8 protein-coding genes and 1 pseudogene are annotated in these 12,860 nt (G+C 41.3%); 4 read left to right on the top strand and 5 right to left on the bottom strand.

Annotated elements, in window-relative coordinates:
- The first annotated feature begins 492 nt into the window (after positions 1-492).
- Complete coding sequence (gene asd, locus MHN81_RS24055; RefSeq protein ID WP_239426964.1) at positions 493-1,602, top strand: aspartate-semialdehyde dehydrogenase; 1,110 nt, start codon at positions 493-495, stop codon at positions 1,600-1,602.
- 46 nt (positions 1,603-1,648) lie between these two features.
- On the opposite strand, the gene MHN81_RS24050 is transcribed toward asd, so the two are convergent.
- From MHN81_RS24050 to MHN81_RS24035, 4 genes are all read right to left on the bottom strand, one after another.
- Positions 1,649-2,074 (bottom strand): hypothetical protein, encoded by a 426-nt coding sequence (locus tag MHN81_RS24050; protein ID WP_239426963.1) that lies wholly within the window; start codon positions 2,072-2,074, stop codon positions 1,649-1,651.
- Positions 2,075-2,374: 300 nt separating this feature from the next.
- A complete protein-coding gene (locus MHN81_RS24045; RefSeq protein WP_239426961.1) occupies positions 2,375-3,262 on the bottom strand; it encodes a sterol desaturase family protein in 888 nt (295 codons plus the stop codon).
- 9 nt (positions 3,263-3,271) lie between these two features.
- Positions 3,272-3,868: a hypothetical protein gene (locus tag MHN81_RS24040; protein WP_239426960.1), complete on the bottom strand. Its 597-nt coding sequence runs from the start codon at positions 3,866-3,868 to the stop codon at positions 3,272-3,274.
- A gap of 86 nt (positions 3,869-3,954) precedes the next feature.
- A complete protein-coding gene (locus MHN81_RS24035; protein WP_023399119.1) occupies positions 3,955-4,539 on the bottom strand; it encodes a TetR/AcrR family transcriptional regulator in 585 nt (194 codons plus the stop codon).
- Positions 4,540-4,664: 125 nt separating this feature from the next.
- On the opposite strand from MHN81_RS24035, the gene MHN81_RS24030 reads away from it, so the two are divergent.
- From MHN81_RS24030 to MHN81_RS24020, 3 genes are all read left to right on the top strand, one after another.
- Positions 4,665-7,778 (top strand): hypothetical protein, encoded by a 3,114-nt coding sequence (locus MHN81_RS24030; RefSeq protein ID WP_239426959.1) that lies wholly within the window; start codon positions 4,665-4,667, stop codon positions 7,776-7,778.
- 78 nt (positions 7,779-7,856) lie between these two features.
- Positions 7,857-9,041, top strand: coding sequence for an aromatic ring-hydroxylating dioxygenase subunit alpha (locus MHN81_RS24025; RefSeq protein ID WP_239426958.1), 1,185 nt, complete (start codon positions 7,857-7,859; stop codon positions 9,039-9,041).
- A gap of 675 nt (positions 9,042-9,716) precedes the next feature.
- Entirely contained in the window at positions 9,717-11,795 is a 2,079-nt protein-coding gene (locus MHN81_RS24020; RefSeq protein ID WP_239426957.1) for a carbohydrate binding domain-containing protein, read from the top strand.
- Between the two features lie 367 nt (positions 11,796-12,162).
- Here the strand turns inward: MHN81_RS24020 and MHN81_RS24015 are convergent.
- Positions 12,163-12,531, bottom strand: a pseudogene (locus MHN81_RS24015) (FAD-dependent oxidoreductase); the annotation flags it as partial.
- Positions 12,532-12,860 lie beyond the last annotated feature (329 nt).

Genomic DNA, 12,860 nt, shown 5'->3' with positions numbered 1-12,860 from the left:
AATATTACATTTACGTAAAGGTAAACATATATTAAATTTAGATTTTTTTTATAACCTAGATCAATATTTAGAATGATTTTTACTTGAAAATAGTACTAAAGTGACTCATAATAGCTAACACAAAAAGGTTATCGCATATCCTTACCACATTCAGGTATTTTGTTTACATAAAATAAACATATTACCGAAACAGAGTTCTAGTTTGATGCGTAGCATCAAGCTTGGACGCAACCTTTACATGTTGTATCCAAACCCCGCATTGCGGGGTTTTTTTATGACTCCTAACTGCCTAACCAACTCAATTTTGATTGTCCTTTAACTTCAGAAGTTGCAAGACGTTTGTTACGCCAAAAACTGATATATCTCCGTTACATGAGTAATTCGCTTAACGACTAAAAAAGTACTAGAGATGGCAGGTTAATTTTGATAGGTTAGACGTCTAGACGTACCCCCTCACGCAATGAGTCATTTAAAATTAAATAAGGGTAATGTATGAACAATGTTGGATTTATCGGCTGGCGCGGTATGGTTGGCTCAGTATTAATGGAGCGCATGCAACAAGAAGGTGACTTTGCTCATCTTGAGGCGCATTTTTTTACTACATCTCAGGCGGGCCAGCTAGGACCTGACTTTGCTGGTGAAGCCAAACCACTTAATAACGCTTATGATCTTCCTTCTCTAAAGGAAATGGACATTATTGTTTCATGCCAGGGCGGTGACTATACCAAAGAAGTTTATCAGCCTTTGCGTGATGCTGGTTGGCAAGGATACTGGATTGATGCCGCCTCAGCGCTGCGAATGTCCAGTGATAGTATTATTGTTTTAGATCCAGTCAATAACGACGTTATTCAGCAAGGGCTAGAGCAGGGTGTTAAAACGTTTGTAGGCGGCAATTGCACTGTTTCTTTGATGTTACTAGCACTAGGTGGGCTATTTGAAAAAGATCTCATTGAGTGGATAAGCCCGATGACCTATCAGGCCGCATCAGGTGCTGGTGCGCGCAATATGAGAGAGCTCATTGCGCAAATGGGAGAGATCCACAGCAGCGTAAAATCTCAGTTGGAAAGTCCCTCATCAGCGATTTTAGAATTAGACAAGATTGTAGCAGACAAGCTCAAAGATGATAACTTGCCAAAAGATCAATTCGGTGTGCCACTGGCAGGCAGTTTGATCCCATGGATTGATGTTCCAATGGAGTCAGGACAAAGTAAAGAAGAGTGGAAGGCAGAGGTTGAGGCCAATAAAATTTTAGGGTCAATCAAGCAACCTATTCCTGTGGATGGTCTTTGTGTTAGGGTCGGTGCAATGCGATGTCATTCTCAGGCTCTTACAATCAAACTTCGTGAGGACATAGAAGTTAGCGAGATAGAAAGAATTCTCGATGAACACAATGAGTGGGTAAAAGTTATTCCTAATGAAAGAGGGATAACAGAGCAGGAGTTGACTCCTGTGAAAGTCACTGGGTCTTTGCATATTCCAATTGGTAGGATCAGAAAGTTGTCTATGGGCGACAAATACATTAGCGCATTCACTGTGGGCGACCAGTTACTGTGGGGAGCTGCTGAGCCGTTAAGACGCATGCTCAGAATCATCACAGGTTAGCAGGCAAAAAGTGCCTAGGATCTCAGCCTAGGCACTACTATCTTTATTAAAAGTGGAATTCATGCACACTATAGGTGTGGTCTACGCCATTACAATCTGTTGCGATTGCTGTAGTTGGGCGAAAGTTACTATCTAAGAACCATTTAGCCTTCATTTTTGAGCCATCCGGGCAAGTTGCCCCTTCTGTATACGCGACTCTTTTTCCTGCTGATACACCCGCCGGGACATTTTTATTCCAGTAAATTCGAACTTCTGAATGTGGTGGAATATCAGGTACAAACTTGTAATAGACTTTCATAGGGTAGCGACGTGTTACAATATCACCGCAAGAGCTAGATTCACATTTAAGATAAACAAAGTTGTATGAGTACTTTAGTACGCCATCACTACTTTGTGTACCTTGTTCGTTTGCCAAGGCGAAGTTGCCTGTAAAGCCAGCGGCTAAAAGACCAGCTAAAATAACGCTTTTCATAATTTATCCTTTTATGTATACCAATTTTAACTACGGTTTGCTTAAACCTACTTATCTATAGCACCCAAATGGGTAATTAAATACCCTAAAATGGTTACCATTTGTTTACATTGAAATGGTTTTGAAACAAGTGTGACTGTCAGTGGATAGATGCTGGTAATTGGGCCTTAAATCCAAGGAAAAAGAAGAGCTCAGACATGCTTTTTCTTGGCCAGTAGGAGGGCAGTTGACCTTTGGGAGGAGTGGCCAAGGAATCAACTAAGCTCGTCAATGCCAAGGCCTGCACCTAAGGATTAAAAGCTATTTGTTTTTGTTTTCTTGTTGCCAAGCCCAAAGTGGTGGCTTGATGAGTAAGTTCCATCGGTAACGCCAATTAGGGGCGTGCCAGATTTGACGCAAAAGCTTTACATACCCACTAAAAAACACTGTGATTGGGTTGATACTCTTAACTGCTGGATAGATCCCGTATTTCACTTTGACATCTTCCTTAGCAAACGTACCAAACATGCGGTCCCAGATGATAAAAATACCTGCGTAATTTTTATCTAAGTACTGCTTATTTGTCGCATGGTGTACACGGTGATGGGATGGAGTATTGAAAATTGCTTCGATTGGACGAGGTAGCTTTTTAACGGTCTCCGTATGTAACAAAGTCTGGTAAACCTGAACGACCACTTCTGCTAGAAAGATGATAAAAGGATTGAAACCCAAAATAGCCAAAGGTAGGTGAAAGAATAATGGAAACAACCAATCTAACGGCCCATGACGGTACGCGACAGAAATATTAAAGTGCGGTGAGCTGTGATGAACAGTGTGTGTGGCCCATGCAAAACCATTTTTGTGTAAGAAACGGTGCTCCCAGTAATATGCTAAGTCCGCCAACACGATGCAACAAAGTATTGTCCAAGGCGTTAACGGAAGTTCAACTAATTTAAAATTATCATAAACATAGAAAAAACCCCCTGCATAGGTCGCTGCTACCAATGCAACAATCAAGATAAAGGTACCGAGAGTAATAAAGTTGGTGATGCTGTCACCAAGCAAATTGCGTGTAAACGTCTTTTTAAGGCCGTATCGAATAAGCTCAACGACAAAAAGTGATAATGCAATTACCAAGAACCAATCGTCAATGAACGTTTCAAGCCACCAAATATCATCGGTTGAGAATGCGTGTGTTAAAAAGTCCATAATTTACCCCTATTTGTAATTGACCATGAACTCAGAAGACACTGGGTGCCCACTTGCATCCAAGTAGTGGATCTCAAGTACAGATTGTAAGTTTTTGCGGTAATCTATTTTTTTCCATGCATCTGCTAATTCAGCGTTTGAGTGAGCCTTCTTTTGCAAGATCCTCTCATACTGCGCACCAGAAATGGTCGTTGACTGGTTAGCAGAGCGCACTATGTCTGATAGGTAACCAATAGAAACCTCTGCCTGTTGGAAGTCTTGACTGAAGTTTTGGTAATAGACGCTGATTTTTCTTGGGTATCGCAATAGATTTTTATTGAGTGCTTGTTGATTTTCAAACGTCTGCCACAACTTTGCGATGTGTTTGATTGCAATTTTTTGCTGTACGCCACTGATACTCATAGTGTTAATCCGTACACCCTTCACAGCCTCAGTTGTACTCGGGCGTGGATTGGATTGTTTTGTTGTGAGATTGGGTGCTTCAACCTGTACATCAGGTTTGTCGCTGTGCTCAGTTGCAGCCATAAGGGGGAACTGCGCCATAGCCGCCCCCCAAATACCTACAATCACAACTCCCGAGATTGCGAATGAACTCATTAACTTCATTGATACTCCACATAGCATATGATCATTAGATTGATATATAGGCTAGTGTTAGAGTTTTAAATTGTCAATATGAAAATCTACTTCGTTTATTCAGTGCTAAGTGTCGTGCATAACAATTTTGAGCTATGTTTTAAGGTATGAACTTGCTCTTTAAACTTGAGCGGGAGTAATGATTCGGCCATTAAATAATTGGCATATATACCATTACTTACTAGGTTGATCTTGTCATCTCCAGCATTAGGGTAGTCCACTTTTAAGGCTTCCGAGACGTGCTCGATAAACTCGGACATTATGTGTTGTTGGTCGTCTTTTATGGCATCAAGACGTTTGGCTTCGGCAAATAAGGCCTCGCCAATGATAGTCGCGTTGAGTTGTTCAGCAGATCCGACGGAGAATAGCGTTTCTATGAGTGCTTCCGAACGGTTATTATTGGGCAGCCAGTCTATAACTTGTTGCCATTGAGCACTGTAGATACCCCGCCAGCGTTTGCTGAGTGCGCAAATAATGTCATCACGATTTCCGATATAGTGGCGCAAAATCGTTCTTTTTACGTTGGCGGTTTCCGCTATATTTTCTAAAGATGTTGCTTGCATACCTTGTTTTAAGATACACACCTCTAAGGCATCAAGAATCTCTTCAATTCTCTGTGCTGCCATGCTTGGGCGAGCCATATAAAACCTCTTCTATCACAGTGCTTGAATATGGATAATTTTAGCAAATATATTTTCACATTGACAATTTAAGGTTGTGCGATCTAATCTATAAATTGTCAATGTGAAAATATACGGGTGATAAAGTGGATAAAGTTAAAACCAAGAAGCTCATCGGAGTTTTATATTTGGTGCTGTTGGCTAGCTGTGGTAGCAATCCAGAAACAAACAATGAAAAGCCTCAGGGATCTGATATACCGGAGGCCGTTGTTATGCCAGAGCCTCCTGTAAAAGTAATGCCACCAAGTGCAAAATCGGATTACATTGGTTTTGAGTCTGCACCAGTGAGGCCGATGGCGAAAACCTCTGACGGTAAACGGTTATTGTTGACCAATACTTCCAATCATACTCTAGAGATTTTTTCTATTGAAAAAGATGGGACGCTCTTGTTGTCGCAAAGCGTGCATGTCGGATTAGAACCAGTGTCTGTTGCAATCAAAAATAATCAGGCCTGGGTTTTAAATCATCTATCAGATTCAGTGAGTATTGTGGACTTGTCGCTTTCGCCTGCCCGTGTAATTAGAACCTTGCTTGTGGGTGACGAACCAAGAGATATTGTTTTTGCGAACAATAAAGCTTTCATTACCACGGCACATCGAGGCCAACAAAGGCGCAGTCCCGCACTAGCGAAGGTGAAAGGTGCAGGGGACCCCAAATTGCACACGCCTGGTATAGGGCGCGCTGATGTCTGGATATTCGACATAAATAATTTGGGAAATAACCTAGGGGGAACACCTTTAGAAATTGTGTCTATGTTTGGAGACACGTTGAGGGGGCTTGCTGTATCTAAAGATGAGAAAACAGTATATGCCGCCGTACTCAACTCTGGAAATCAAACCACAGCAGTCCATGAAGCAGTAATGTGTATGGGCTTTGAAGACGATCAATATGGCGCAGTACCTTGTCAGGTATTGGACGGTTTGAGTTCACCTAAGGGGTTGCCGGAGGGTTACTTACCAGGTGGGAGAACTGCCCCGGGCGTAAATGCAGACGGCGAATATCAACCTTGGACGAGTATGATTGTCCAGTATGATCGTGCATCAGGGCAGTGGCAAGATAGCAAAGGGCGCAACTTTTCAAACGGAGTTCGTTTTCACCTGCCAGATCATGATGTATTTGCGCTTGATACACAGACCCATAAAACAGTAGCAAGTTTCAAGCATGTGGGTACGACACTATTTAATATTGCAGTTAGTCCGACCACAGGCGCATTGTTTGTATCTAATACAGATGCCAACAATGCAAGCAGATTTGAAGGCTCTGGCAAGTTTGCAGGGTCTACGGTGCAAGGCAATATAGCTAAAAGCCGTATTACTGTTATAAATCCGTCAACTGGTAATGTTTTTGCTAGACACCTAAATAGACACATTGATTACGGCGATTTGAAAGGGAATAAGTCAGTAAAGCACCATAGCTTGTCTGCCCCTCTTCAACTTGAAGTTAGTAGTGATGGAAAACTGCTTTACAGCGCAGTGTTAGGTTCAAATAAAGTTGCCGTGTTGCCGACATCTGAATTGAGCGACGATAGCTATTGGGATAACAAGGGCGAAGAGTTCGACCCTAAAGTGGCGAGCGAACGTTATTTGTCTGTACAAGGGGGGCCTGCAGGAATATTACTCAATGAGCAGCATCAGTCGTTGTATGTATTTACACGTTTCGACAACAGCCTGGTCCATATTAATTTATCAAGTCGAAATGAGTTGCAGCGAATCGCAATGTCTACGCCTGAACCCGAGGATTATATGGCGGGCCGACACATGCTCTACGATGCCAATCGTTCGTCTTCAAATGGTGAGTCTTCTTGTGCAAGCTGTCATATTTTTGGGGATACAGATCACTTAAGTTGGAATTTGGGCAACCCCGACGCAAGTAACATCAAGAATCCCCAGCCATTCCCAACTCAAAATTTGTCAGAGCTAGGCTGTTTGTTAGTGGGCCCTGAAGAAGAAAGTTGCCAACTTCTGGAAATCATTAATGGCAATGGTGATGAACGTAGTTTTGCTTCTATGAAAGGGCCTATGGGTACACAAACATTAAGAGGGATGCAGCATCATGGTCATATGCATTGGCGCGGCGACCGTTCTGTGGGCTATTTTGGTGATGATACTGGGCAGACTTTGGATGAACGTACTTCTTTTAAAAACTTTATTGTCGCTTTCGAAGGTTTATTGGGCTTAGATATAGCACTTCATGAATCAGTTGATACAGGTTTAAAGACTGCAGATGTAAAACAACTAGAGCAAGATATGGAAAAGTTTGCGGACTTTATGCTAAAGGTTGCCTTACCACCAAATCCTATTAGAAATTTAGACAACTCGTTATCTTCCTCGGCTCATATTGGCGAACAGTTCTTTCATGGCACACGGCGGTCAGATGGCGCAGCGCAAGATACGCCATTAAATGGCAATAATGCGGATGGCGTAAATTGCGAGGGGTGTCATGGTGTTGATCATGAAAAAGGGTTTTATGGTAGCCGCGGCGAGATAGCACACGGAGGGGAAATTCAAATATTAAAAGTCCCACAGTTAAGAAACCTCTATACGCGCGTTGGTATGTTTGGCTTGCCTGATCGTGGAGGGTTTTTACCTTCTCACACGAAAACCCATCAAGGTGACCAGATAAGAGGTTTTGGTTTTTTACACGATGGTGCGACGGATCAGTTGCTAAACTTCCTCAAAGGAGGGGTATTCGATAATGGAGAGAAGGGTTGCACCGAGGGCGCAGATGAAAGGCATGGATGTCATTTCAATGCTGGTGAGATAGGCATTCCTGACGAAACAACGCGACAGGGTTTAGTCGATTACATGATGGAATTTGATAACGATTTAGCCCCGGTTGTTGGACAACAGATCACAGTGACAGAAAATACACTTGAGGTTGTCAAAGAGAGGGTTTTACTGCTCGAGCAACGAGCAAGTAAGCCTTTTGTTTCCAAGCTGTTGGGTGGGAAGGTGACCGAGTGCGACTTGATTGTACTGGGCGTAGTTAATAACGAGCAGCGGGGCTACTTATTTGATCAAATAGAAAATAACTACAGAAGTGATCTCGCATTTGAAAGCCGCCTGACTTTGGCACAATTGATGAGCTTGGGGGCGACACCAGACAATAGCTTAACCTTTACTTGCACCGTTCCCGGTAAAGGTTGGCAAGCTGCATTAGACTACGACTTAGACGGCATATTAAATGGTGATGCAATTTAGGCTGTATTTTTGGGGTGAATAAACTAATGAGAGACAAATACCGTTTACGATCAGGTAAGTAGACTAACAGGTAAAATTATGAGCAAATTCAAAACGCAGCTTATGTCAGAGTATGAACAAATCACACAGGCACCTATAGAGGAGGCCTACTCGCTGCCTTTTGCGGTATATAAAGACCAAGATATACATTCGCTTGAAATGGAGCATATATTTAAAAACGAATGGGTATTCATTGTTAGCGAACAAGAGCTAAGCCAAACTGGGGACTATTTTGCATTTACACTCGCAGGCGAAGCAGTCGTTTTGATCCGCAGCCAAGACGGTGTGGTTAGAGCACTTTCAAATCTTTGCCGGCATAGAGGCACATTGTTGCTAGACGAAGGATATGGTCGTGTCGAGAAAAACATCGTCTGTCCTTATCACGCATGGACCTATTCAGATGAGGGGAAGTTTAAAGGTGCACCTTTTACAGGAAAAGTTCAGCTTGATAAAAAGGCACATTGCCTAGTGCAATTTCGTTTAGAAAGTTGGCACGGATTGTTATTTATTCACCTTGGAACTCCAGATAAACCACTCAGTCATCGCCTTCAGGGGATTGACGACTACTTGCATCATTTTAATCTACCTTCATTTACGCATGGCTACCGCTCACAAAGCATGGAGCTATGGAATACAAACTGGAAGCTCGCGATGGAAAATGCTATGGAAAGTTACCACTTGTTTAAGGTGCACAAGGAAACACTAGAGACTGTGACACCAACTAAGCAAGCGTTTGATATTGCAGGGCACTTTGAGTGGACTTTGACTGGCGGGGAAATGAAAGATAACTCCAGTAAACTGGCTAAGTGGTTTAGAGGAAGTTACCCAAAAGTGTTCGACAACTATGTGCTGATATCAATCCCTCCTTCTTTTGTTGGGATCTTAACGTCTGAGAGCCTATCTTGGGTGCATGTGTTACCGCTAGACAGTGAACATTGTAGTGTTCGATCTGCTGGGATTTCACATGTTAAAACAAGCAGTGAAGATAAAACAGAAAAAGCCTTTGTAGACGCGTTTTTTGCTGAAGATAAAGATATTTGTGAGCGTGTACAAAAAGGTATGGGGTCAACTATTACTCGAGGAGGAAAGTTAGTATCAATGGAAAAAGTAATTGCTGATTTTCATCAATTTCTGGGAAACAGCTTATTCAATGCGCCCGTAAGCGATTTTTACGAAGCGCCAAAAGCTAAGCTTTTTTTAAGTGACAGCGGAAATGAGCAGTAGTTTGTCCGAAAGTGCAGTACGCCAAGTTGGGAGCACGTAATGTGCCCCTTCACTAAGGTGACTTGAGTTATAATGTTATGTCCGGTCATGCCTTTGTATATGCATAGATTTTATTTCGACAGCGCCCAGTGAGCATTTGTTGGCCGGGTGTATCAATAGGAGGTGTTTAGTCCATTAAAAACGTAATACATCAACATATTTGCTGTTCGCGATCACTTTTAATGTTGACATAAGCAGCCCTCAGCAATGAAATAATCCGCACTCTAAAATTTACAAAAACACAACATTTATAGGTGGGCTATATGCTTTTGCTTGCTAATTAATTGAGAAAAGTGCCGATAATTGATTGCCGTATACTTATAAAAAGGAACAGATTAAACCAGTGCCCAAAATGTGTACTTTTAATATCTCATTGCATGATTTACCCAATATAGAAAATAGTAACGAGTTTAAGCTACCATATACTAAGTTTATGCTTAGAGGTGTAATGAAATTTATACTAAATCGGGTGAAAGATACTCTGTCTTATATCTAACAAGGCAGACATTAATCGCGAAATATAGCTCGCCAATTTATTAAAGTTTGTATAAAAAGTATCTGTCTTGCTACTTCTAAAATAATGACATTAGGTTAATATGTCTGCCTAATTTATACTCAATTTTAAAAGGATTATTTATGAATAAAATGATTAGAACGACTTCCTTGTCTATTTTTCTGCTTGGGGCATGTAATGTGAATGCAGAACAGGCTCGAGGTGAGTGGATTGACAAGTTTGATCTAATTAGTGGTCAGTATCAGGCTCAATACCCCAATAGTTTTAGCCGATCGAGTAACCTTGCTTGGGCCGAAGCATATTATTTGGATGCACTCATTGAAATGTATTTGGGGACAAAAGACCCCAAATACCTAGATGTATTTACGGCACGATCGGATATGGCGATAGCGCTTGCAAAAGATGATACTGGGATGGGAGTTGACGGGTTTAAAGGTTGGGGCGAGTGGAAGTACTCCATTGATGCCATTCAAAATTCTAATGCAGAACTCGTTGATCCAAATGATAGTTCACTCCCAGCTAATTGGAGCAGGTGGCAATCAACTGCTGCAACAGCTTATAGGAATACAACAGAAGCGGACAATATTGACAAAAGTACTGCAGCCTTCACAATTAAAACGGCTCCTCAAACCAATCGTTGGCATGTACTTCAAACACCTTTAAGAAACCCCTACAAACCCAATGAACACTTTGACCCAAACAGCAAGTACCAAATTAATTTCCATGCGAAGATAGAGAATTGCGATGCGGGCGTAAAAGGCCGGCTGCAAGTTTATGACTTTACCCAAAGAAAAGTACTTTTAGATAGGCTTATCGAATCGCAATCATACCAATATCACACTGCTGATTTTGTCTCGCCTGAAAACCCCACGAACGACGTGCAAGTCAGACTTTATACTACAGATTATCGTAAACATTGTACCGTGCATTTCGATAACATAAGCGTCAAGTCTTGGCGTGAGTATCTTGTTCACGATGGGATGATCACAGCACCGATGGCTAAATTTATCAAGTTGGCAAGGACAGGGCGCTTGGAACCGCGTTTTTCACAATTTGCTGATGAATATTATGATTTTTTAGTGACGCAAATTTTCCCTAAATGGCAAAAAGATTTACATGGAACGCTAAGCGGAAATTTAGTTTATTTATTCGCTGATGACTCATCTAGTAGAAAACCTGGTCAGTCATTACCACATAATCAATATCTTGCACTACAACGTACGTACGCAGAGTTGGCACAGATAGAAGGCCATGATCCGAATCACAAATTTATGGCGCAAGAGTTAATCAAAGCATTTAAAAGTAGCTTAAAGCTTGGGCAATATCACTCTGGGTCAGGTTTAACAGCCAATAAGTATGAATGGAGTTACTGGAGTATTCTGAGCGATAGAGACACAATAAATGATGGCTTTAACTGGACCGGCACAGAAGATACAAGTCATGGCAACTTAGATGTTGCCGCAGCTTTTAGCAGCTACTATGCAGGGGTTGGATTAAATAAAGAAGATATGACGTACTTTGCAAATACAGCAGACTTTATGATTTCCCACTGTGATAATTTTAGTAAACATGTGAACAAATGCTATGGCGATGAATCTTTTACATCTCTAAGGTGGTGGATGCAATTAGCAGAGTTTAAACCAAGTATTTATCATGACTCTGAAACCAAATTGACTCAGGTTTTTAATGCAATTCAAGGTGTAGGTCAGCGCTATTACATGGGGGCAATCGCACAACTTGTAAAAGGTTATCGGGTCTACGATCAGCCATTTGATTATACAGCTGCAAACGCATTACCTGAAGGTTGGAGACATTGGCAATCAACTCCAGAGACTGTATTTTTGAGCCCCAATAGCGCGTTTAGTGGATCACAAGGTCTAACGGTAAAAAATAGACCGACATATGGCTGGCAAGTAGCACAAAAGGTTTTCGATTATGAGCCTGGTGCAACATATCGACTAGATGCTATGGCACGCGTGTTTTCTGGAGATGCCAATGGTCGAGTTATGGTTTATGACGCAACGAGTAAAAAATCAATCGCCCAAGTCGTGACAACTAGTCGAGGCTGGTCGCCAATCTCTATGGAGTTTACTGTGCCAAATGCTTCTGGTCATAATTTACAGATCTATTTGTATTCAACAAAATGGCAAGTTGAAAGTGAGATACACTTTGACGACTTGGAAATTCTCAGAATAAACTAAGTAACACTAGGTGGTGAGTCCATTGGGGCAAACCACCCATAAACTGACTGCAAATAAAAATATTCCGATGGGTGCAGGTCAACTAAAGCCAATAAAAGGCATTAAAATAGAAAATTATATCTTTATGATAAACAGCAGATTAGGGTAAGGTTTTAGCTGGTGCCGTGAGCAAGACTTCTAAATATATTATATCCTATAATTCATATTATGTTAAATTTGGTTTGTGTCTATATATCTAAGATAACACTTCTGCTTTTGTGGCGCTGTGAACGCCAAATTCAAGGTATGTCCAATACTAGACAGTATCGGACTTAATTAAGATTTCGTGACTCTTAACTCTTAACTCTTAACTCTTAACTCTTAACTCTTAACTCTTAACATTATGATTTGAGTATATCTTTAACGGCGCGTTTTGCTGAATACACAGCGGCATGAACCGACCCCCAATCTTTGCCATCAGTGTATGCATCACCAGCAAAAACAAACGTTCATCAATGCTTTCACCCAGCTTTTTTATTTTTTCCCAGTCTTCATTGTTGCTTACGTAAGCGCCATATATGTGCGCTTCAGTATTCCAATTCTGGGTTATATGCTTGACGTAATAAGTCGATGCTTTGCCATCAAACAGCTCATCAAGTTCATTCAATATGTATTTAATTATCTCGTCTTCTTGTAAATCAACATAAGGAGTTGAGCCTGCACCAACTGCAAATAATCCTAGTATATGATGTGTCGTGTTCTTGTAAGTGTAAGGGGTCGTTCATTTCTAGATTTAGCCAAACATTGAAATTCAACTTTCGACTCCTCTGAAAGCCCCGTAAATACTGGACCTCTGAAAATTTCGAACCGAATTGTAAGGGGTCGTTCATTTCTAGATTTAGCCAAACCATGAAATTCAATTTTCGACTCCTCTGAAAGCCCCGTAAATACTGGACCTCTGAAAATTTCGAACCGAATTAACAAAACCAAAAAATACATTTGTTTTTAGACAAAACCCGCTCATTCCATATCATTTTGCGCTCATTCCTGCTCACAATACGTTTAGAATTAGACTAAAAATCGCCA

Source organism: Pseudoalteromonas sp. Of7M-16 (assembly GCF_022347805.1).
Classification (GTDB): domain Bacteria; phylum Pseudomonadota; class Gammaproteobacteria; order Enterobacterales; family Alteromonadaceae; genus Pseudoalteromonas; species Pseudoalteromonas luteoviolacea_F.
The sequence above is the reverse complement of the archived record's forward strand: the minus strand, read 5'-3'. Positions and strand labels throughout refer to the sequence as shown.

Bases quoted from the DNA above. Each gene is read 5' to 3' on its own strand.
- asd (WP_239426964.1), top strand. From the start codon at position 493: ATGAACAATGTTGGATTTATCGGCTGGCGCGGTATGGTTGGCTCAGTA.
- MHN81_RS24050 (WP_239426963.1), bottom strand. From the start codon at position 2,074: ATGAAAAGCGTTATTTTAGCTGGTCTTTTAGCCGCTGGCTTTACAGGC.
- MHN81_RS24045 (WP_239426961.1), bottom strand. From the start codon at position 3,262: ATGGACTTTTTAACACACGCATTCTCAACCGATGATATTTGGTGGCTT.
- MHN81_RS24040 (WP_239426960.1), bottom strand. From the start codon at position 3,868: ATGAAGTTAATGAGTTCATTCGCAATCTCGGGAGTTGTGATTGTAGGT.
- MHN81_RS24035 (WP_023399119.1), bottom strand. From the start codon at position 4,539: ATGGCTCGCCCAAGCATGGCAGCACAGAGAATTGAAGAGATTCTTGAT.
- MHN81_RS24025 (WP_239426958.1), top strand. From the start codon at position 7,857: ATGAGCAAATTCAAAACGCAGCTTATGTCAGAGTATGAACAAATCACA.
- MHN81_RS24020 (WP_239426957.1), top strand. From the start codon at position 9,717: ATGAATAAAATGATTAGAACGACTTCCTTGTCTATTTTTCTGCTTGGG.